Below are 21,268 nucleotides of genomic sequence, written 5' to 3'. Positions count from 1 at the left end.
GGCGGCGAAAACGAAATGTGTGACAACGGCAGACACAAATTGTAGTGCCGTCGGACTGGCCGATGAAAAAGCAAAATCCGAAATCGTTGTGAAATCCGTGGCTTACAGTTAGCGGACCCGCGCAAAGCCTGCACGGGCGGGGCTTTCGGGAAGTTCCGGAAAGCGAAAAAGCCCGGCTATGAGCCGGGCTTCGCTGGCGGCAAACCGCCTGTCCACTTACGGGCGATCGTAGCCGACTGCGTCGACAGCGCTCACCGCGCGTCCCGATGCGAACGCGCCATCCGTTGCACCGCCGAACGACGACTCCGCGACGCCTTGCTGCGCGTTGACGCGAGCCTGCGCGGCTTGAATGTTGACGGGGTAGGTAGCGTGGTCGCTCGCCGGGTTGTAGCCGGCGCGCTCCAGTTGGACGAGTTGCGCTCTAACTTCGGCGCGAGTGAGGGCGCCGTTATTCTGCGCTTGAGCAAGAGCAGGAACCGCCAAAGCAGACGCAATAACGATGGCAGGAACGATCGACTTGAACATGATGAACTCTCCGCGATTTGATTCAGGGAACGTTGCTGGCGGGAAGGTGTTTGCCCGCTGCTTCGTCGTTGAGAGGCAGTGTAGGCGTGTCGTCTCTGAGTAGAAACCCTGATGCGGCCAAATCAGTTTTGTCGAAACTGCATTAATTTGATCAATCGGGTCGCGGCTGTCGATTGATTTTCATCTCATGGATTCCCGCTCACGAACTTCCGGCGAGGCCCTTCGCTCGCCGTTCGTCACGAGACGCGCGTTGATCCTGATGGCCATAAGACAGATGCCGGTCCATGCGGGCAAGCGGACCCGCTGTCTAAAGCAAAGTAACGTGCAAACGGCCGAAATGCGGATGACAGCTGCCTGAGAACCCCAGACGCACGAACGTCCGCAAAGGCCGACCCGCCGGCGCAGGGTGTCGGACAGGTCCCGGCCAATTGCGGTCGGTCAGTCTCGCCTCACCGACGCCGTTCGAATGACTGGTTCTCTCTCGGACCTGCCAAATCACAGCACTCAACGATAGAGGCGACGCGGGAATGCAGGACGGCAGATCAGCGCGGTTCGAGAAGCCCTCTCCGAAGAGCGAATCGGTTTAGTCCGCGCCGACACGCCAACACCGATCGTGATCGGTTCGTTCATGCTGTCACGCCAGCGCTCCAGCGTCTCTTTTGCCATCCGCCATATAGCTTCCATCTTCATCCATATGGCCCTCGGGCAAGTGCGATCAAGACGGCAAGCATAAGATCCTCTGCGGAGCGACATAAAGCGTGCTCAAACCTGGCACGATCGATTCCGCGGTGACGGTGATCCTACTTGCGCCCCGACGGTAAAACGCAAGGATCGATCCAAAACTTAATAAAGCCAGCGTATCGATCCGTCGTGCGATGGCGTGCTTCACCGTCAATTGGGGACACAGTGCCCATTGGGTTCGACTGGGCTCCTGCAGTTTTACGGCGCAACGGTTTGAAACTGGTTGGTCAATAGTGCACCGTTAAGGTTCGTGCGGTGACTCCGCTTCATTGGTGAGCTTGCCTAGGGCCGGGCCCGTCAGAACGGCTGCATTCATACTCGCGCCTGGGCTCCGCAATTCGAGACGGAACATGTCGGGCACTGATTTAGCGAGCACACCTTTCCAGGACGTTGTCTCGCGAACGGCGAAATGTTCCTGCGCGTGCGGTGTTGCATTCGTGTCTCGTGTCATTCATGTCTCGACCGGCACGACGTCAGGTTGACGATGCGCGAGGCGCCTTCTGACCCGCCGTGACAGGCGCCGTCTCGGACATTGCAGCAATAATCACGCGCCCCTTGTACCGGGGGCGCATAATGAGCTTGCGCATGCTCAAGGAAGTCTGATGAACGCAAATGAAGAAGGTGCCGTGCACCGTGGGCTTCGAGGCTTTACGCACTTGATCGAAGAAATGGGCGCGCATCGCTCGAAGGAAAAAGCGCGCGAAACGGTGCGGACGCTACGATCCGTCGCCGGTGTCAAAGGTTGTCGTACGGGCAATGAAATAAGTACGCTACCGCCGAGTGCCTAGGCGATGACCACGACCGACCTGAATTGCGTGTCGCAGTCGCAGTCCTAGCGCTCATCGTCCCAATGCCAGCTCATCTGCTTGGCTTTGCGGAATGCCACCGAAACAAGCGAGACGAAAGCTGCGCAGGGCTTTGGTAGGTGCCTCGCATCATGTTTGACTTGGCGTTGCTAAGAGGCCTGCTGGTCCCATGGCTCTCAGCGTGGGAAGTGTGACGCCGGCACGGCAACTACTGAAAGGTGCATCAATGATAGCGATGACGGTCATTATGTTGGTCCTTGGTGCATGGCTCATCTTGTATCTCGCTAACGAGAACAACAACGACAGCATTCCGCGGGAAACACGGGAACGCGAACCTAGAGATTCGTACGAAGACCTCTAGGAGACGCCTAAACGGCTTAACGAGCTGAGTGGTCAACTGGTCAACCGTCCGAGCTACAACCATCATGCTTTTCGGCGGGACGATTGCCGCAACGGCACGTGCGTCGGCGTTACGGCTTGGGGCTGCAACGGCTCACGGCCGGCTTCCGCATGTCAAGAGGCGATTGATAATCGCTTCGTCATGAGGGCGCAATTACCGCCACAGTTCCACTGAGAATCGACCAGAAAAGCATTGACAAGGCCACGCCAGCCCTATATTGTGAAAAATGAAATATTCAAGAAGCTCGATTGCTGATCACCATTATCCGCGTCCTCGGCGCGGTACTCGTTGTCCTCTCTTCTTCCTTGAAGTTTTTGTCGCTCCGCACGCGAGCTCTCATTTTTTCAAGGAATTCTAATGGATACCGGTACAGTTAAGTGGTTCAACGATAGCAAGGGCTTCGGTTTCATCACCCCTGATGCTGGTGGGGACGATCTTTTTGCTCACTTCTCGGAAGTTAAAGGCGACGGCTTCAAGACGCTCGCGGAAAATCAGAAAGTAAGCTACGAGACAAAGCGCGGCCCGAAAGGCATGCAAGCCGCGAATATCTCGCCGCGGTAACGCAGTTTCAAGGGCCGGTCTACCGGCCCTTTTTCTGTCGGTACAGTCAACACCGGCGCGGCGCGACTTGCCGCGATCGCTTCGGCGCGCTTTAACGGAACCTCTCGGTCCGATGCGTCAGACCATATAGTCAGCTCGTCCTGCCAGTCATCTCTTTCCCGGGAATCGGGGGTCAACTACCGGTGATGGGATCGTCGGGTCATAGCTGTTTGCCGGCAAGGTAACGCGCAGTACTACGGCGGTCTGCTATAAGTCGATATACGCGACCGTTTCGGCGGCTGAACAGAGCCAGCGCCAGCCCACATGTCATCGCTAGCGATCAAGGGAGCGTGGCTATGAGCGGGTCTGCCGCAGTCTGCGACCTCATCAACGATTGCCCTTTCGGCCTTCAAGGATTAAAGCAGAGCGACTCCTGCAAAGCGGGCGATAGCGTTGGGTCGACAACGTCTGTACTCCTAGCGACTGCATGATCGGTGTCCCCACCGTTGCAACGCGCTGAATGATCCCACCAACCTATCGCAGGCACAGGCCCCGGAGGGCAAATGTATCCTTTACTAGAGTTTCTTTCGACACTTCCGCAGTTCCACGCAGATCGTGCTCGGAGCGAAGTGGTCCACATTGGCACCGGGTGCACTTTATCGCGTAGGGACAGCTACGGGCCCGAGGTGGATCCAGTACTTCTCGCTCGGTGGCCGGGGCAACCGCTAGGCGACGCCTGCACCATTGACGGACTCGATGCTGTGAACTTCTATATGCGTGAAGCGCGTAGCATGGGCGCCGAGATCGGCCTGCTGAACCGAGCGATCGGTGTACTCGATCGATCGATGGGCGGTGAGACGCTTTTTTCGAAATCGATCTACGTTTCGCCGGCGCGTGCGACCGACGACAGTTGAAGGCCGGCGCTATCGACATCATATGCATCGCTCGAGCTCGCGCCCGGTGGCAGTCACCACACCACACTGGACTGCATCCGTGATAGGCCCGTGCAGTAAAGCCTGTACGGAGGCGCGCGCGAAGTGCGCGCGGATAGTCCAGTATATTTCAAGCAACTCGCGGCTATGCTCGTCGAGTGGGGACATACCCTGAGGATTGACATGGCGACAGAAGAAAACGTACTCGCTACCTTTGAGCAGTTCAACGTTGAGGGAAGAGACTACGTCACGTTGAATGACGCGTGCAACGGACTCGCGCAGTGGCTGGCGTCGGCGTGGGATCGTCTAGAGGAAGGAGACGCCCAAGTTCTGGTGGCCGTCGGTGCCACGTTGTGGCGAGAGGGCTATTCCCAGAGGTAGTCTCCGTAGTTGTTCGGCAGTTGCCGACGTCAGCTGGCGGCACCGTTTCACGACAATGCAGGCTGCTCGGGCTGCGGCATGCCATCTCGACGGGGCGCACGTCCGTTGCATCCTGAGTTTGCGTTCAGACAGGGTGAGTTCCGTGAACGCGCAGAAACCGTAGCGGAACATTCACTGTCTCGGAAGCTCATAAGGAACGGTCGATCGAGGTCGGCGGATAGCGGGGCGGGTTCGGGATCCGTCAGACGAGCGTGGCAGTCGATTAGCGATAGCCTTTTGCCAAGCGGAGTCACGTAGATCGTATCCTTCCCGGGCGCAACCGATTCGGTGACGTGCCCAACTGGTAAGCAGGTAATCTGCAGAGTACGTCGGGCGCCTGGCTATGGTTTGATCCGGTGGCAGCTGAATTAACGGGCTTACTTAAGCATTCTTCGTAAGTCCGAAGAGGCGCCTGTCTATCCCAATGGAGCGCCTATGTACCGGATCATTCCATTCCGCGGCTTCGCCACGTCAGCCTGGCGGTGTCAGCCGAAAACATGTATGACGTGACGTTTCAAATCAAAGGCGGCTTACTGGTATAGCGCGCTTCCTTTCAACATCAGCCCAAGTTGTGCGCTCAAAGTTAGCTATACAAAGTCTGGGAAGCGGGTAGGATGGGACGTGCAGGCTGGACCGAATGCCGCTTTGGGTTCCAGCAGTCCTTCGACGATACTACCGAAGTCCGTCGTGCATCGGAGGCCGTGCAACCCGATCAATCTCTCAGTACTACCGAAGCTGCTTTGCACACAGTCTACTTTGGCGCCTGAACGGCTCGAGGGCTCACTCATGACAGTCAATTTCCGCTTATATCGTGGGCTGGAAATCTATCCGCTCGTCTTTCCACGCCAACCGACCTTGTCCGGTCACGGTCACAACTATGAGGACGGATTCGATGCCGCCGTGCGTATTAAAGAGCCGGAAGCGGAAGACGGTCAGTCGCGCAGTTGCGTGTTCAGGCTCCCCGCCCAAAGCGGGTACCAGAGCGCGGGCGATGCACGGCGCGCCTGCACGGCGTATGCAGAGCAAGTGATCGACACTTGCCCAACGAGCCGCGCGTTTTTCGGCGCGCAAACAAACCATCGCGTGCGGAGAAGGAGCGACCCAGCAGGATGCAACGACCCAAGCGCCCCAGCCTTTCAAACAGGTCGATAGAACAGTTGAAGATCATGCAAACGAGTCCGACGAGCTTTCGCATTGACCCGACGCCTCGAAGGGCAGACGGAGAGTACATGGCGCACCCACGCATCAGCGGTAACGCCGCGGATGGCAGCCTGACCGACGTGTTTATTAGCGGTGACCTCGGGGGCTTCGACCTTCGCGCAGATGCCGTCGAATTTGCGACCAAGTGGGCGCAAGAGTGGCTTGCGACACGCTTCGGTTGATGCGAGCGGCCCGCGCGCCCCTTACGGCGGCACACTGCGCCGTGCCGTCGGTCTGCGCTGGTTGCCGGCCATTCCTCGACGGCTTCGAGGTCGTTCAACAAATGCGCTAACGCACCGGTACAGACTTTCCGGTTATCGTTGTGACCACCCCAACAGCCGATGAAGAAGTTGCCCGCGCGCGAGATTCGTCGAAGTGGTCAAGAAGCATTCATGGAATCGGTAGTTGCGGTCCTGAAGGTTCCTGTATGTAGATACTTGAGTACGCGTGGTGGCGCATGCATGACTACTATCCCAAAGGTTGCGTAGACCATCTGATGCTGACTCATGTTAGTGTCCGAAGACGAAAGGGAGGCTTTCATGCACCGAACGATCGCATACCGCGGCTTCGAAATTCAGATCGAACTGACTTCGGCTGCTGACGAAAACACCTTTGACGTGACCGTTCAGATAAGAGGCACCACGAACCTAGAAGTGCTCGGTGCGCGGGGAGGCCGCATCCCGTTGCGCAACGGACCTTTCACTGAGCGTTGGGCCTATCTGGTGGCCGAAATTGCCGGCCAAGCTGCAATCGACGTGTTACTCGGTCCCGTCGATTGACTGCATGTTTGTTTCCCGACGCACTACACGCAGTAATTTGTTGGTGGACCGCGCCTAAACCGGCAAGAAAGCGCCCTTCCAGGATTCCGCTCAGCAACGACAGTAGGCAACTGTCTTTTGCCGAGAGCATGAGCCCGGTAGTGGGAAGCACCCTTATTGCCTTGTGCCGTAATGCTTCTCTGAATACCCGCCCCAACGGCACCTGCAATCAGCGAATCACGGAGGATCCTGGATCTATGAAACTTCGCGTCGGATACGAACTGTCGTACGAGTGCCTGCAGCCCACGCCGATGATGCTGATGCTGAACACGCATTTTTCGCATGCCGAAGATGTCGTTGTGGCGGATCTCCTCGTCGCCGATCCGCCGGTGCCGATAAGGCAATATCGCGATTTGTTCGGCAACCTATGCAGTCGAATCGTGGCACCTGTCGGACGTGTGGCATTGAGCACCACAGCGCTGCTGAATGTGTCAGATTCCATGGAGACGCGGCCCACCGAGGGGTGGGCCCATCCGGTCGAGCAGTTGCCCGACAATACGCTGACTTTTCTATTGGGCAGCCGCTATTGCGAAACCGATCTACTCGTCGAGATCGCGTGGCAGATTTTCGGCCAGTGCGCGCCGGGTCGCGAGACTGTTCTTGCAATCTGCGACTTTGTGCACCAACACATCGAATTTGATTACGGGCACGCGCGGCCGACTAAAACTGCGTGGGACGTGTACCGCGAACGAAAAGGCGTCTGCCGTGATTTCGCGCACCTAGGCGTCACCCTATGCCGGGCGATGAATATTCCGGCGCGCTATTGTACGGGCTATATCAGCGATGTCGGCTTGCCGCCCGTTACGGCACCGATGGATTTTGCGGGATGGTTTGAAGCGTACGTAGGCGGTAGCTGGCAGACGTTCGATCCGCGAAACAACGCGCCGCGTATTGGACGTGTTTTGATGGCATACGGGCGCGATGCCGCCGATGTAGCAATCAGCAATGCATTCGGGGCCGCCGTGCTAACGCACTTCAAGGTGCACTGCGACCAGGAATGACCGAGCCACGCCCCTCGGAGACTGAGCCGGCGCGGTAATGTACGGATAAGATGCATCGCGGCAATGTCGCGGTTCCGAGCGAAGGGTCTATTGAGTGGAGCTGAGCGTTGCGGCCCGACGCGTGAGACTGTTCAAAGCATTGAGGTATCTCCAGCGGCCGCTTTGGAGAAGGGTGAGTGCCCTGGTGGGTCGGAAATCCGACTCACTGACCGCAATCTGCTGACCGGTCGATCGGGGCCGAACATTGACCACATCTCAAGCGCAAAATCGATCTCCCTTCGTTGAAGAGGAGATTGTTATGGAACCGCTTAATTCTTCCGGCGCTCGTCGGGTGCCGTGGAACAAGGGGAGGCTGACCGGCCAGAAGCCTCCGCCGAAGCTTCGAGAGATCTGGGCAATTCGAACGAAGCTGCAGATGTCATCCAACGCTCGCGAGTTGGCGATGTTCAATCTCGCGATCGACAGTAAGCTTCGAGCGTGCGATCTGACGCGCTTGCAGGTGCAGGACGTCTGCATCGGAGGTCACGTTGTAGGGCGCGCGACTTTCATGCAGCAGAAAACGCATCGACCAGTGCAGTTCGAAATCACAGAGCAGACTCGTCAGAGTGTCTCCGCTTGGATTTCGGCGCGGCGATTGAAGCCTGCCGACTATTTGTTTCCAAGTCAACTGCATGCCTCAGCGCACGTGTCGACGCGCCAGTATGCGCGCATCGTTCATCGGTGGGTCGCGTCGATCGGTCTCGATGACACCGCTTACGGTACGCACACCCTGCGTCGAACGAAAGCGTCGTTGATGTATCGACGCACCAAGAACTTGCGCGCGGTGCAGTTGCTTTTGGGCCATGCAAGAATTGAAAGCACCGTGCGGTACCTCGGGATCCAGGTAGACGATGCACTGGAAATGGCTGAACAAACCGAAGTGTGATCGCCGGTGGCCGGCGAGCGTGCGCTTGTCGGCCACGAAGAGACGTTCGCTCGCGGCCTCGACCGTAAGCGCCTCATCTCGACCGTTCTCTTGCCGGCGGTGAGTAGAGGTAATGTGGTTCTCACCAAATTTTTTAGCGGGAACCGAAGTGGGAATTGCGGTTAAGATGACAATCGGCTCGCTCGCTCAGTCTCAAGATCGCCATACATTGGACAGACTTGGATGGTCATCGGCACGATCCCCAGTGATCTACAGAGTTCCCCCACGCAATCACCCTCATGCCCCACGCGCGTAGGAATGAGGAACTGGCCTCGCCAAGTCGCTTACGAAAAGCCTTTCGGACAAGCGTCTTATTCATACCCATATCGTTGTACCGAAAAAAACCGCCCCGTCAGTTCGGCTGCGAGTTTGTTTTTGGCCCGCATGTTTGCAGCAAGAGGAGTAGGGCGTTGATGTCAACCGGCTTGACGAAGTGATGATCGAATCCTGCTGTCTGCGCTTTCAAACGGTCTTCGGCCTGGCCGTAGCCGGTGATCGCAATCAAAACGGGTGTCTTCTGCCCTTTGCTGCGAAGACGCCCCGCCAACTCATAACCGTCCATCTCGGGCAGACCAATATCAAGCAAAGCTACGTCGGCGTTAAAGCTCGACGACCGCTCCAACGCTTCGTTGGATGCATAGCATACGCAGCTCAAGTGGCCCTCCGCCTCGCAAACCAGCGAGAGCGAATCCGCCGCGTCCCGGTTGTCGTCCACAATCAAAATACGAAGGGAGACCGGTCGGTGCGCAGATGCGTCTCGTGTTTCAGTGGCGTGTGACGGCTGCACCTGCGGGCTCATTCGTGGGAAACGTAGCGTGACGGTAGTGCCCCTCCCTGGTCCGGCGCTTTCGATATGAATGGAACCCTCGTGCATTTTGACTAGCTTGCGCACCAAGGATAGGCCGATGCCCAGGCCGCCCTTTGCTCGATCAAGGGTGCGCTCGCCCTGCGAAAACAGGTCGAAGATCCTGGGAAGCAGGTCGGGCGAGATGCCCGCGCCAGTGTCTGCGATTACGACGCTGACGAATTGCTGGTCCGCCGACGCGTGGATCCCAATGAGTCCTCCTTCCGGCGTGTATTTGCAAGCATTGTTTAAGATATTGACGAGGATTTGCGCCATACGGGTCGCATCTCCGCAGACCCAGACGGTGTCTCTAGGAACATCGACGGTCAAAGTCTGCTTTTGCTCTTGCACTTGGGGCGCGACCGATTCCACGGCGCCATAGACGACTGTGCCGATCAAGATTGGCTCGCGTTTCAAAACAATACGACCTTGGGTGATGCGCGAAACCTCAAGGAGGTCGTCAACGAGCCTGGTCAAGTGGCTGATCTGCCGATCCATGGTCGCTATCAGTTCTTGAGGATCGCCTGCGGATGAACCGCGGCGAAGTAGCGTTACTACGGTCCTAAGTGGAGCGAGAGGGTTCCGCAGTTCATGGGCAAGCATGGCCAGAAATTCGTCTTTACGCCGATCTGCGTCAAGCAGGGCGAGCTCCATGCGTTTTCGCGCACTTGTGTCGGACACGCTGGCAACGATGACATCAGCGCTACCGTCCTGTCCCCGTTGAAGCGCGGCGCTCCCGTTCATCCAGTGCTCCTCTCCGGAAACAAGCACGCGCACTTCGAAGCTGACGGAATCCTCCTGGTTCGCCGTCAGCCGCGTAATCGCTTGTTCGAGCACCGGTCGATCTTCCGCGCGAACGTGGGCCATCGCGTCGGCGTAGGACATTTCCGTGTTCGACGTCGGACTTGCCACGGACCCACCTCGGCTTGGCGCTTCGATGGAAAGGACATAACTTCCGAGATCGAGCGTGACGATCGTTATGCTTGCAGCCTTGGTCGCCACCGCCAGCCGAATGTTGCGCGCGTCGCTGATCGCTTGAGCTCGGCGCCGCTCGGTAACATCAATGGTCGTGCCGAACCATTCGTGCAGCCCGCCGCGTTCATCGCATAACGGCACAGCCCTCGCGTACATCGTCCGATATGCGCCATCCTGCCTGCGCATCCGGAAAGTGGTGTCGCGCGGTCCGAGCTCACGCAGCGCCTGTCGCCATGTCTTGCTGAGACTATCGCGGTCCGCAGGATGCACAAGGTCCATCCATCCGTGCCCAACAAGGCGGTCGGTCGGTAAGCCAGTGAAAGATTCCCACTCGCCCTCGATGGGCTGCATTTCTCCGTTGCCGTCGGCGGACCAAACCAGCGCACCGGCCGCTCGCGCCAACTCACGGTAGCGCCGCTCGCTTTGGCGAACGCTTGCCTCCGCCGCGCGGACGGCCGAAATGTCGAAGGTCACCCCAAAGACCAGCGAAACAGCGGACTCCGATTGCGCTTGAGCGTGAGCACGCATCCGTAACCACTTCGTCGCGCCACTATCGGTGGAAATCGGGAAGTCCACTTCGAAGGGGGCGCCTCGTGCGATCCCGGCAGTGACCTCGTCCGAGAATCGTTCACGGTCATCCGAACGCACCTTTTGCCATAGCAGACTGAGCGGCACTGTCCGCTCCGCCTCCTCAATGTTGTACAGGCGGCAGACGACAGGCGTTACGCGGGCTGTGCCCGTTCCAAGGTCCCATTCCCATGCGCCGATCTGGGCCGCCTCAAAAGCCGACAGCAACCGCGCTTCGCTTTGTTCGTAGAGTTGCCACGCCAGTTTGCACTCGTGGACGTCAACAGCAACGACCGAAACCGTTGCATTCGTTCCTTCGGCACCATCGGCCAACTGCAAGTGCAGGCAATGCCACCGTAATTCGCCATCGTGCCGGCGCAAACGCGCGTGGACGTCTAGTCCAAGCCGGTCGCGGCTGAGTGTGAACAAAGCGGACTCGACCGCGGCCACGTCGTCCAACGCCAACAACTGGTACCACGAACCCGCCTCGGTAAGCCCTAGGCCACTATAGAGCCGTGCCCATCGATTTATGTAAGTGAGTTTACCGGTGCTGTCAACCGTCCACACCAGCAGCGAAATAGAATCGATGACTCGGGGGATCGGCATATACATGCGCTCCAAAATACCTGCAGCGGCCGTCAACTCGCTGCAACCGAGGCAACGAACGACGTTTGCAGAGACTTGCTGCGTTGCCGGCAACCTGCATCTAGGTAGTGCCCGCTGACGAAATCCGAACCAGGTCTGAGTTCATGAGGTTAGGACATCAATTTAATGTCAAGCAAAACCCAGGTGACGGCGGTTGGAAGTGCACGAGAGTCGCTAGGTACGCACGAACGTTGTGACCTTTCCGGTGGCGAAGCGAAACTCTTCCGGCATGCTTTCTTGCCGGTACGGAAGGCGCTGGTTCAGTAGAGCCTGCCGCATTGGCTTCCGTTCAGGCAAGTGTGAAGCTGAGGGGTTGCTGGATGGAGCCGACACCATGCCAATGAGGATCGTGCGCCGCAATAATGTTCTCCTCGACGAAGGATGCCGCAGCGACCGAGGCCTTTATCGGACCACGATGCTGTGTTTGGATACTTCTCGAATCATCGGCGACACGTAGAGCCTTTTTAGCAATCCCCAACCTCGCGAGCAGCAGCAAGGGCAAAGAACGCCGAGCGCGTCAAACTGCGCCTTTTCGCGCACGCATCGACTTGGCGCAAGAGTGTGTCAGGCAGGCTGAACTGCACGCTTACAGCCTTAGATGTGACCTTGACTAGGTTGATCTCGACATACATCCAAATGCCGTTTCCATCGTCCATTGCTAATGATTGGAGTTCCGACACGCTGCCGGTCGGACCAGGTATGAGCTGCTCGCTGCGGTCGTACGCCAGTTCCACCGCGCTTTGGGCGTTTGACCGGAGTTCTTCGAGCGTAGCGCCACGAGCGAAGGCTAACGGTAGATCAGCAAAGCTAGCGCGGAAACCGTTACTGCCGTCACGGTGCACATAAAGCGGATATTGCATGTCCTGCTCCATCGGGACCGCCGCAGTCAACCGGTGTCATAGTTCGGTCGGCCGCAGCGACTTTCCCACTAAAGAGGTCGTCGCCTTATCACACTGGGCGGGTCGATGGCGGCCACCTTGGTGGCGGAAATGCCGCATCGAGAACCGTTGCTCAAGGCCACGCCGTCACTGCGTTGGAATGGATGCCCGTCATTCAACCCAATGCGGACCCGTTGATGAGACGCTCGAGAATGCTTATCTTGGCCTCTCACGATGCGCTCAATGCCTGCTGAAAGCAAATTAAATCGTGATGCAAAACAACGTTCACCGGCGTGGTGCTGCTCGGTGAGATACTGGTACCGACTGACACTGTACTGGCAAGGTGTCTGGGTATGCGCTTTGGTGAGAGGTGTGTTCGGGCGCCGGGCGCCGGGCGTCGGCAGACGAGACAGCGTAAAGATCGCTGTCGCTAGGACTTCCGCTCCCGGCGATAGTCCAATCCCCGGACGCCGGTCACGCGATCAGGCTAACCGTGATGTTCGTCGAAAAACCGCCATGACTAACGGGACGAGCCATCGTCGATTAAAGATCGGCATACTGGTAACAGTCCCACGGTGAGTTGGAAGAGTGGTAGCGCGAGATCTTCCATCCGGACCGGAACATCTGCATAAGGCAATCAGTTAGGTGCATTACCCACCGATTGCGGAGTGTCATCTGCGTCATATGAGACGTACCGCAGAGCTGGTTAAAGGACACGCGGTTCGTGCCTGGAGCATGCGACCAACGAGACGCTAGCCGCCGACATACTCGTGAATACGGCCGTCGCCCCTGGGAGCTTTCCTCGTCGTCGATACTTAGCGGCGGTTTCAGCAAGAAGTGAAACCTCATGGGCACCGCCGCGTTCACGGTCGCATAGAGCTAGTTTGAGTGGCTAACCATTGCCGTATATGTCCAAGCCATTTCCTGAAAGGACCACCTTGCTTTGTCGCGGCCAGCCGCTTGTCGCCATCACCGGACAACGCCATGCCATCATCGTTCGCATTCGCTGCCGCCTGCCTGTTCCTCCTGCTTTCCACCAGCTCTTCGGCATCTACCTGTTCATCGATCATGATGTTCACCCATAAAACTTCGTACTTCGCCTGGAAACTGGTTCACGGCGGCTCAGAAGATAGACGGACAGCTCAATCTAGCTCGACGTCTGTCGTCATCCGTGAAGAGCTCTTCAGCCTGACGTACCAGACACCGCTCATCGTCTCGCCCTGCAATGTCAGACCAGGTGTATGCGCAATGCCCGGCGTCGGAGACGCAGAAGTGATCGATTCTCGTCTCCGGCGACGGACACAACGGGCGCCTTGAAAGTCGCCGTATTTGAGATGGCCTATGCGCTCAGATAATTCGCCGCGGACTCGCCCGCCTCCGCTAAACGCTAACCGGCGCCGCCTTCATTAGGAAGCGCATCGACAGGAGCCTTCTGTGTTCCTCGCAGGCGATCGGACTGCGTTCCCCTCCGTCCGGGAAGTCTATCCACAATACCTAACCAAGTCGGCACCGAGGCGCTATACGTATTGCACGGCGCGGCCAGCCAGGATTCAAAGGTCGCTAACGTCCGCGCCGTCGATTTTGCCGTCGATGATGTTTTCGCCTCGCGTCCACGCCGCCCGCCGGGCTGCACCGAAGTCCGAAAAGGGGACCGTCAGCGCGAGTTGGAACACTCGGCTCGCGCCGGCTGCGCCGTCCGGTTCCCGACGGCACAAGCGCACGGCGACGTCATAGCCTTCGGCATAGCGAGAATGTCGATCAAACGTTGCAAAGGTGCGTTCAAACACTAGAGGATGCAGTTCGAAGCCCTTATAGATGCGAGGGGTGAGGGGCACGATTTTCTCCAAAGGGCGTTCATCACCACACACTTGAGTCAACGGGAGGCTCTATGCGGTGAATGATCCAGTGCCGTGGTTTCGCAATTCACGGGAAAAATTGCAGTCACGATGTCTTAATGTGACTTCGCGTCAAAGGCGGCAACAACGTTTATGCTTAGAGCAAGGGGACGGCACATAGAGGCGCGAGGGCCGGGTCGCCGGGAATACTTAGTAGCTCAAGTTGCCGGTCAGGCCGCGATCGGCGTATTGCTGGCCCCGGCAAACTAATTCCGTCTCGCAGGCCGGAGAGAACAAAGCACGCTGAACAATGCCGCTGGGTCGTTAAATCTCGGTGGTGTTCATTAAACGCTCCGACCTTGACGCACGCCCAAGTTTTTCCAAGCGTTTGTCTCGACGGGTCTCCAGGCTGGTTGCCACCGCTAACGCCGCGTCGCAACAGAACCCACTGTACACCTTCTGCAACCGATGTACAGGAATTTCGGAGGACGAAGGGAGGCGCAGTCGCACTGGCTTCATGTGAAGTCTGCGGGACCTTTCGATGGCAATGTAAGAGCAACTCTGTGCGCCCGTTGGACTGCCAGTTGCGGCCATTGCGGAACGGGCCGCGCGGAAGATGGCTATGGGTTCGGCTCCAATCGGCCAACGTAGGGCGGGAGCCGGCCATGAGCCGTCGTTCGCCATGAACGTCAATTAGTCAATCAAGCGGCCGTTGTGCGATGGTTAGCTGACGCCTGCAATGGCGTCCATTGCTGTCTTCGACCGCAGCCCGAGTCGTCTCCCCCGAAATCGGCGGAAAAAGCAAGGCTTTTGGAGGCGCGCTCCAACTGGGACTTCTTCTAGCGATAACAGCTGCACTTTCTGATGTTGAAATGCGAGGCGGCCGGCCTCGCCGTCTACGATGCCGAAACGCCGTATTCTTCTAGGGAGTAAGCGTGTCGTTCTCTCGCGAAAGCGATGAATCCAGTCTCGCACTGCGAGCGACAGCGAGCCGGTCACGCTCGACTTCGCCCGCGAGACGGCCGATATCCTCGTTAATGCGCCTACTGGCATCAAACTCAAAGAGACGCTACCCGCGCCGCATTTCGACCCTTTCAACCTTGGGAAAAGCATCCCTGATTAGCGCGACCGCGTCTTCTTCGGGCAAGATTCGTGCGTTGCCAAGCAGTTTTCCCAGGCTATGCGTTGACAACATGTAAGCGATAGCGAAAATACCCGAAACAAGAATTTCATACGGGGATTTAGTGAAGAAACTCGCTGCTAACGTCGCCACGGCCAGCTTGCTCGCATCAACGATCGCTTTGGCGGCCTGCTCAATAGATCCCGTGAAGAAGGAAAGCGAACTGGTTTATTCGGACGTGGTTGTCGCTGCTACACCCGAGAAAGTCATGCGATCGCTGCAAGACAGGCAGCGGCGATGCGGTTCTCTGCTTGGCGCGCTCACTGCCAGCGGATCTTATATGCCGAATGAAGTTGACCAGGTTTTAGATGTGCAAGCGTTTATCCCCCATGCGGGCCAGGTAGGGATGGCGCGGATTCGCATGTCGTCGACCGCGGCAGGAACGCTGGTTCGCGTCGGTGTGCCGCCTAAAGATGTCGGTGGAAGTCCCCAAAGGAAGATTTCGGCTCTTGCTGCCGACCCTTCACTGCCGTGTGATTACTGAAGTGTTAGAGATATCCCCGCTTCAATCGAACTACCGCTAGTGCCTGCAATCGAGCCAATCCGCATTGCTCGAAGGCACGAATTCATTCTCTAATTCTCCGCGGTCTGACGAACGGTTGCGACAGTAGATGGCTTCAACGACGTCTTTCGCATGTCCAGACTAGCAACCTGTGCTCGCGGTGCGCGCGTTTCTTGACCTACTACAATGACGGACCACGAGCATGAAGATGACCCTGTTCGCCCTGCTGGCGACCCTGTTCGCAACCGCCGCCCACGCCGAGATCATGATGTACATGAACAACGAGGCGGGCGGGTTGCTTCAGTTTTCGGACATGCCCTGTTCGAACCTCACGGAACTCCCAAAGCTGCAACAGATGAAGGGGTTCATAGCCATCAGCCTCGGCGCGAATGGCAAGGCTGAGTTGGTGGCGTGCTACGAGTACACGGAGCCGACCTATCATACGGTGTGGAGTAATGGCGAGGCTCGCTGGTATCGGCAAGACGCGCTCACCCTTACGGCGGCCGGCAAGCGCGTTTTGAAAGCGTACAACGACTCGCTCAACAAGACCTCGACTACCGGTCTATAACAACGCCACTGACAACTGGAATCGTATCCGGTCTTCGACCCGGAGTGTTCCCTTGGCACCCCGCGCGGGGTACCCGAGGTGGCCGGCACCCCCAAAAACAGGTGCTGACCGACATCAGTCGTAGTCGTGTTTCCCGCTACGCACCGGCACCTTCGCCCAACTGAAAGTATTGCCGAAGTCGAAGAGCCGCTGTACTGAGGAAAAATGCCCGTCAGAAAACGGGCGTTTGCGGAAAGCGCTATTTGTTGTCAGGCACGTTCGCTTGAGCGGTTTGCTGGGCATTGATGCCCGCTGCAGGCGCTGGCTGAGTCGGCGTAGCTGTCGGCGCCCCTTCCGCCTTCTTGGGTGCTTCGATTATGGTTTTCAGCCCCATGGAAACGGTAATGAGCGGCGGGTAGTCATATGCTGCGCCCGATGCCATGTCAACGCCTGCCCCGATCACGCCACCGAAAAGAATGTTTCCAAAGGCCATTCCTTTCGTACTTGACTGCACAGCGGCGAGGCCGGGGTCAAGTCCATCCTTTTCGCACTTAACGTTGAGCTCACCATACGCGCGATGGACGGTCACCGTGCCCGGAGTCTTGACGAACCATACCCCTTTGTCATTCTCTAATTTGCACGAGGCGCCAGATACGTCGTTACCCGCTTGCATCGTCTGAATCGACAGGACTTGGCTTGTCCCGCCAACGATGGACGCGCATCCCGACAATGCAGCGACAGAAACTAATGCTCCGACAGCCAAAATTCTCATGATTCCCCTCGTCGTTGTAGTTTTCGACGGCAGATGCCGTCGAGCGGGTTTACGGCGAGGACGACTGGAACTTTACGGTTATTAAAGCACTGACTTGGTGGAGGCCCCGCACCGTAGCGGACGGGAGCGCGAATGCGTCACGACGCCGAGAAGCGTCACGGACCAGTGCACGCAGCGCTTTTTGAAGGCGGTGAAATCTAGCGTGCTCGCGCCGTGCGATCTCAGCGGCCGCCGTGTCCCCGTCGGACGAAGCGCGCGCAGCCAGGTTCGATGCGATCAGGAGCCTCGACTACGAGATCGAGCATCTTGAGTGCGTTCTCGCCGGCGACGCGGCGAACTACCTATTCGGTCGAATTTATTGGTGCAACCGTGTCGTTAAGGCGCGCGCCACGCCCGGGCTAGTTCCATCACAACGTTCACGACTCGAACCGCTGTTGTCGCGCATGACCGATCACGCAACTCGCCCGGGCTAGTACACCTTCCCGCTCGTGAATATGCTCAAGCCGGTGAGCGCTTCATGCCGCTGTCGGCTTCAGGTCCTCGACGACGGCCTGCAGTAGACCCTGCACGCACACGCGGCTCACGTCGCATTTCGAGCGTCGCCAACGAACGAATCGTTCTATAACCTCGAAAAAACATTACGACCGGATTCAGTTCGTGCTAGCCGCGCCGTTAAAGAGATGCTGCAAGTTGTGCGACGTTTTCTTGCCGAGGTAAGGTTGCGTTGCCTGCTCGAATTAGCGGCGCTTCAAGAGAAGATACTTCGGACACCCCGCGAGGACGTTGGAAACGACGCGAGACGCATCTTGGGAAAGAATAACTAGGTCGGTATGAGCGACGTTCCGCGTATAGCCAGATTGGAGACGTCAGGCGAGTCGTTGGACCTCCGACTCGCCCTGCAGGGATCGCTATCAGTCGGCGACGCTTTCATCGGCGTGTACGATGACAGAGACTTCCTGCGATATGCAAACGACGCGTTCCTGCGGGCGTTTGAGCTCCAGGCTGGCGAGGTCGCTACCTTCTCGAGCATCATTCGAGACGCCGCCCGTCAGAAGAAGGGTGTGCGCATAGAAGCCGGAGACCCGCTCGGATTCATCGCTGATGTGCAGGTGCGGCGGCGGTTGTTAGCCCATCCACCGCGCCAGCGTACGTTTCCCGTCGATTTCGTCGACGGGCGTTGGTTCTGGTGCACTGAGACCTTGCTCGTCAACCGGTGGATCGTTCTATCAGGGACGGACATCACCTTGCTCAAGACGACCGAGCGTCAGCTGGAAGGTGAGCGCGATCGGGCCTTGTTGATGAGTGGCGTCGACGAACTGACAGGTCTTCCCAACCGACGTTCCGCACTGGCGAGGCTCGACAAGCTGTTGACGAGGGCCGTTGCGGGCGACGCGTCCTGTTGTGTTGGCCTACTCGACCTCGACCGTTTTAAGGCTATCAACGACACGCACGGCCATGCGGCGGGCGACGCTGCGCTATGTCAGTTCGCACGCTACTGTGCGACGTCGCTGATGAGGCAGGCCTTCATCAGCCGCCTAGGCGGCGAAGAGTTCCTTATTCTTTTCCACGGCATCAGCAGCCAAGAGGCGAAGGTCGAACTGGAACGGATTCTGTCTTCCATTCCGCTGATACCGTTGGCAAAGCCATCGGGCGCTACACTGAAGCTGTCCTTCTCCGCAGGACTTGCTGAGGCCAGAAGCGGGGACTGGCGAGAGGACGTCCTATCGCAGGCCGACAAGGCGCTGTATGCGGCGAAGCAAGCGGGCCGCGGCCGAATCGAGATATTTCAGCCTTCAGCACGCGAGTCCGTGTGAGTACGGACAGATAGGCAGCAGCAGAGCGAGCGACGTCGCAGCTCCCGACGGGATAAGAGCGACGGTCGTCTATCGTCGCGGTACGGCGCACAACCACCGTTGCACGGAGAGCAGCGACCTCGACCGTCGAGGGGTTGCCAGACCGGCCCCGGCCAGGAGCGGGGCGGTCGTGATCCGTTCGTCAAAGTCCGCTCACGGCGGATGAGCCGTCCTAGGAGCGAAGGTGATTCCGTCTCGCTGTAGGCCGTGTAAGTGGCCATATGAGGTTTTCTGCAATCGAGTCATCCAGGCGTGGGAGGGCAGACGATGATGGCCAATTCGGATTGCAGCGCGCGGCATGGTTTGAAAAACAACCTGTCGTTCATGGCGTTGTAGTATCGACCAGACGGCGGTGCCACGCGCGTTGTGCTGCGAAGTCGGCCATCCCCGCGTCGTCCTTGAAATAGACGACTCGTTTGGGAACATGGAGCACGCCGCACTGGTCGAAATAAGCCGCCACGGACCGATAGACGGAAATATCTTCGCGCCGATTTACATCGCCCAGAATCGGACTGGGACTAAGTAGCAAGCCGCATCGGCCGCCTTCAATCTCGTCGATGGTCACCCCACGCGGCAGGGCTTCTCGCAATCCTTCTACGCCGCGCACCGCTTCGGTGAGCCGAGGTCCCAGGAAGGTGTACCAGTAAGCTCCGCCGGCCAGGTCGCCGATGTCCCAGCCGATCGTGCGAGGTTCCGCGATGTCAACCGTGAGATAGCGCCGGGCAAGTCTCTGAAGACGCCGGGAGTCGCCGCCTACGATGGCCGGACTCACGTAGCCGAACGAGAACGGAAGACATTTCACGATGTCGAACGTGAGGGCGGCCAGATTTATCCGATTTTCGAGCCAATAGGCTCTCGGCACCCAGCATTGGAAAGATGACGCGATTACATCCTGACCGGCGCGCATATTGCCGGCGTAGCGAAGGTAAAAGTCCGCGGCGCCCCGACCCTGTCCACGCAAGACCACATCCGCGTTGAGTGTGTCCGCGAAGTGGCCCCATTGATCCTCGAGGCGCTTGGCGAGATTTTGTTCCCGCAGATCGCGCCATTCCCCTTCAGCGTCTGCAAAGAAACGAAGCGCATCCACAGAGACGAGATCGGCGAATGCGTGTACGGCGTGCTCGACCTGACGTCCTACGTCCGGATGGCCGTGTCTCAGGTAGAACACGATCTTCATCACATAGCGAACCAGATGATCTCCATCTGCGTCCGTGATGTCGAGACCGCTTTGCGCATTATCCATAGTGTTGCTCCAATCGACGTGCTACGCGTCGGCACAGTCCTTTCCTTGCGGATGGATCGGAATGCATTCTGAACCGCAGACATCCTCGTATATTTCGTCTTGCCTCATGCCGTGATAACGGCCGTTTGGCGGCACCCGGCAACCGGGCGCTGCGGATGGCTGTCCGTTCCGACTGAGCGCAATTTGTGACACCCAACGACCAGCGTTCTGAACCCGCTCCATCGCATACGCGTAGAGAGGGAAAGTGGGCGTGTGGTCGTTCTTCGATTTGGGCGGACAGCTGGTTTTAAAGTCGAAGACAGCAGAACAGTTAGGCGGCGTACCGACGATGACGTCAGGCTTGATGCCCCCGGTTCGTTTGCCGACGCTGTTAAGGACGTCGATCGGTTGCTCTGCCTTGACGTCGTCGCTAAAGGTTCCATTATTCTTTCGTTCGTTGACTTTCCGCTCTGCACACTCCGACTTCGCGGTTCCCATCTGTACGCGATTCGACGTAGGTCGTCCTTCCTTATCGACGGTCATCCTGTCACACCAGTTGCTGCTGTGGGGGTCGCCACCTTTCTGCTGCGCTTTTTGATTCTCTTCGGCCTCGCATTCCTTAATGATCTTGCACAGTTCCTTGCGCAGGTCGTCGAGGCTGAGGTCATCATGATCGGCGCCCGACATGCTCGCGCCGGTGTTGGGCGGTGCCCCCCCTGGGCCGCAGTTGTTTAGCATGGGGTCGCCAAGCAGGTGAACGTTCTTCCCTTCGATTTTCACGGTCATCGAACCGGGAGCGATGAACTTCGCCGGTCCGTGAGTATTAGCCGAGAGCAAACCGCCGCCGGTGCCCTTGCTGGCAATGTCACCGATGCTCTCGAATGTGGCGCCTCGAATGGCGACGATATGTCCTTCGATCAACACGGTGACCGAGAAGCCCTCCGGCGAAAGCTCCGACTTCGCCGTGTTGGGCAGCGCCGTCGGGACAAAAGGCGCCGGGGGTCCCGGCATCTTGCATACGTTCGGTAGCGTCACCTTGGCGACCGTTCTGCTACCCTTTGTGACCGGAGTCTTCGGTGGATGTATGCCAACGCTAGCCAT

18 protein-coding genes are annotated in these 21,268 nt (G+C 58.1%); 9 read left to right on the top strand and 9 right to left on the bottom strand.

The annotated features are described in order from the left end of the window. Positions 1–216: 216 nt before the first annotated feature. Together P9255_RS16130 and P9255_RS16125 are read right to left on the bottom strand one after the other, a co-directional pair. Positions 217–525, bottom strand: a complete 309-nt coding sequence (locus tag P9255_RS16130) for a DUF4148 domain-containing protein (protein WP_309764180.1) — start codon at positions 523–525, stop codon at positions 217–219. 504 nt (positions 526–1,029) lie between these two features. Then, positions 1,030–1,215 (bottom strand): hypothetical protein, encoded by a 186-nt coding sequence (locus P9255_RS16125; protein WP_309790044.1) that lies wholly within the window; start codon positions 1,213–1,215, stop codon positions 1,030–1,032. A gap of 1,614 nt (positions 1,216–2,829) precedes the next feature. Between P9255_RS16125 and P9255_RS16120 the strand changes: the two genes are divergently transcribed. The 6 genes from P9255_RS16120 to P9255_RS16095 all read left to right on the top strand — a co-directional run bounded on the left by P9255_RS16120 (position 2,830) and on the right by P9255_RS16095 (position 8,308). Continuing rightward, complete coding sequence (locus P9255_RS16120; RefSeq protein ID WP_309764181.1) at positions 2,830–3,033, top strand: cold-shock protein; 204 nt, start codon at positions 2,830–2,832, stop codon at positions 3,031–3,033. A gap of 770 nt (positions 3,034–3,803) precedes the next feature. Continuing rightward, positions 3,804–3,926, top strand: a complete 123-nt coding sequence (locus P9255_RS16115; RefSeq protein WP_309790043.1) for a hypothetical protein — start codon at positions 3,804–3,806, stop codon at positions 3,924–3,926. 1,604 nt (positions 3,927–5,530) lie between these two features. Next, a complete protein-coding gene (locus P9255_RS16110) occupies positions 5,531–5,746 on the top strand; it encodes a hypothetical protein (RefSeq protein WP_309790764.1) in 216 nt (71 codons plus the stop codon). A gap of 357 nt (positions 5,747–6,103) precedes the next feature. After that, a complete protein-coding gene (locus P9255_RS16105) occupies positions 6,104–6,343 on the top strand; it encodes a hypothetical protein (RefSeq protein WP_309790041.1) in 240 nt (79 codons plus the stop codon). A gap of 236 nt (positions 6,344–6,579) precedes the next feature. Next, entirely contained in the window at positions 6,580–7,383 is an 804-nt protein-coding gene (locus P9255_RS16100) for a transglutaminase family protein (protein WP_309764184.1), read from the top strand. A 298-nt stretch (positions 7,384–7,681) separates the two neighbouring features. Continuing rightward, the gene (locus P9255_RS16095; RefSeq protein ID WP_309790040.1) at positions 7,682–8,308 is read left to right on the top strand and encodes a tyrosine-type recombinase/integrase; all 627 of its coding nucleotides are present in this window, start codon (positions 7,682–7,684) and stop codon (positions 8,306–8,308) included. 391 nt (positions 8,309–8,699) lie between these two features. Here the strand turns inward: P9255_RS16095 and P9255_RS16090 are convergent, their stop codons facing one another. The 4 genes from P9255_RS16090 to P9255_RS16075 all read right to left on the bottom strand — a co-directional run bounded on the left by P9255_RS16090 (position 8,700) and on the right by P9255_RS16075 (position 14,094). Next, positions 8,700–11,345, bottom strand: coding sequence for a PAS domain S-box protein (locus P9255_RS16090; RefSeq protein WP_309790039.1), 2,646 nt, complete (start codon positions 11,343–11,345; stop codon positions 8,700–8,702). Between the two features lie 497 nt (positions 11,346–11,842). Further along, the gene (locus P9255_RS16085; protein WP_309764187.1) at positions 11,843–12,238 is read right to left on the bottom strand and encodes a type II toxin-antitoxin system HicB family antitoxin; all 396 of its coding nucleotides are present in this window, start codon (positions 12,236–12,238) and stop codon (positions 11,843–11,845) included. An 881-nt stretch (positions 12,239–13,119) separates the two neighbouring features. Continuing rightward, on the bottom strand, positions 13,120–13,326 hold the full coding sequence (locus tag P9255_RS16080; protein WP_309790763.1) for a hypothetical protein: 207 nt from the start codon (positions 13,324–13,326) through the stop codon (positions 13,120–13,122). A 480-nt stretch (positions 13,327–13,806) separates the two neighbouring features. Further along, the gene (locus P9255_RS16075) at positions 13,807–14,094 is read right to left on the bottom strand and encodes a hypothetical protein (RefSeq protein ID WP_309765410.1); all 288 of its coding nucleotides are present in this window, start codon (positions 14,092–14,094) and stop codon (positions 13,807–13,809) included. 1,241 nt (positions 14,095–15,335) lie between these two features. Here P9255_RS16075 and P9255_RS16070 point away from each other — a divergent pair. Next, the gene (locus tag P9255_RS16070; RefSeq protein ID WP_309790038.1) at positions 15,336–15,755 is read left to right on the top strand and encodes a hypothetical protein; all 420 of its coding nucleotides are present in this window, start codon (positions 15,336–15,338) and stop codon (positions 15,753–15,755) included. A gap of 220 nt (positions 15,756–15,975) precedes the next feature. Next, a complete protein-coding gene (locus tag P9255_RS16065; RefSeq protein ID WP_309790037.1) occupies positions 15,976–16,341 on the top strand; it encodes a hypothetical protein in 366 nt (121 codons plus the stop codon). 238 nt (positions 16,342–16,579) lie between these two features. On the opposite strand, the gene P9255_RS16060 is transcribed toward P9255_RS16065, so the two are convergent. Next, positions 16,580–17,092, bottom strand: a complete 513-nt coding sequence (locus P9255_RS16060; RefSeq protein ID WP_309790036.1) for a hypothetical protein — start codon at positions 17,090–17,092, stop codon at positions 16,580–16,582. 878 nt (positions 17,093–17,970) lie between these two features. Between P9255_RS16060 and P9255_RS16055 the strand changes: the two genes are divergently transcribed. Then, complete coding sequence (locus P9255_RS16055) at positions 17,971–18,906, top strand: GGDEF domain-containing protein (protein WP_309790035.1); 936 nt, start codon at positions 17,971–17,973, stop codon at positions 18,904–18,906. Between the two features lie 361 nt (positions 18,907–19,267). On the opposite strand, the gene P9255_RS16050 is transcribed toward P9255_RS16055, so the two are convergent. Continuing rightward, the gene (locus P9255_RS16050; RefSeq protein ID WP_309790034.1) at positions 19,268–20,188 is read right to left on the bottom strand and encodes a type VI immunity family protein; all 921 of its coding nucleotides are present in this window, start codon (positions 20,186–20,188) and stop codon (positions 19,268–19,270) included. A gap of 21 nt (positions 20,189–20,209) precedes the next feature. After that, entirely contained in the window at positions 20,210–21,268 is a 1,059-nt protein-coding gene (locus P9255_RS16045) for a PAAR-like domain-containing protein (protein ID WP_309790033.1), read from the bottom strand.

The sequence above is a fragment of the Caballeronia sp. LZ019 genome (genome assembly GCF_031450825.1).
GTDB lineage: Bacteria > Pseudomonadota > Gammaproteobacteria > Burkholderiales > Burkholderiaceae > Caballeronia.
Note: the sequence above shows the minus strand (reverse complement) of the source record. Positions and strands in the feature narration are given on the sequence as shown.

Coding starts and splice junctions, on each gene's coding strand:
- P9255_RS16125 (WP_309790044.1), bottom strand. CDS start 1,215: ATGAAGATGGAAGCTATATGGCGGATGGCAAAAGAGACGCTGGAGCGC.
- P9255_RS16130 (WP_309764180.1), bottom strand. CDS start 525: ATGTTCAAGTCGATCGTTCCTGCCATCGTTATTGCGTCTGCTTTGGCG.
- P9255_RS16110 (WP_309790764.1), top strand. CDS start 5,531: ATGCAAACGAGTCCGACGAGCTTTCGCATTGACCCGACGCCTCGAAGG.
- P9255_RS16120 (WP_309764181.1), top strand. CDS start 2,830: ATGGATACCGGTACAGTTAAGTGGTTCAACGATAGCAAGGGCTTCGGT.
- P9255_RS16050 (WP_309790034.1), bottom strand. CDS start 20,188: ATGGATAATGCGCAAAGCGGTCTCGACATCACGGACGCAGATGGAGAT.
- P9255_RS16060 (WP_309790036.1), bottom strand. CDS start 17,092: ATGAGAATTTTGGCTGTCGGAGCATTAGTTTCTGTCGCTGCATTGTCG.
- P9255_RS16045 (WP_309790033.1), bottom strand. CDS start 21,268: ATGGCTAGCGTTGGCATACATCCACCGAAGACTCCGGTCACAAAGGGT.
- P9255_RS16100 (WP_309764184.1), top strand. CDS start 6,580: ATGAAACTTCGCGTCGGATACGAACTGTCGTACGAGTGCCTGCAGCCC.
- P9255_RS16115 (WP_309790043.1), top strand. CDS start 3,804: ATGGGCGCCGAGATCGGCCTGCTGAACCGAGCGATCGGTGTACTCGAT.
- P9255_RS16080 (WP_309790763.1), bottom strand. CDS start 13,326: ATGATCGATGAACAGGTAGATGCCGAAGAGCTGGTGGAAAGCAGGAGG.
- P9255_RS16090 (WP_309790039.1), bottom strand. CDS start 11,345: ATGTATATGCCGATCCCCCGAGTCATCGATTCTATTTCGCTGCTGGTG.
- P9255_RS16095 (WP_309790040.1), top strand. CDS start 7,682: ATGGAACCGCTTAATTCTTCCGGCGCTCGTCGGGTGCCGTGGAACAAG.
- P9255_RS16085 (WP_309764187.1), bottom strand. CDS start 12,238: ATGCAATATCCGCTTTATGTGCACCGTGACGGCAGTAACGGTTTCCGC.
- P9255_RS16065 (WP_309790037.1), top strand. CDS start 15,976: ATGAAGATGACCCTGTTCGCCCTGCTGGCGACCCTGTTCGCAACCGCC.
- P9255_RS16105 (WP_309790041.1), top strand. CDS start 6,104: ATGCACCGAACGATCGCATACCGCGGCTTCGAAATTCAGATCGAACTG.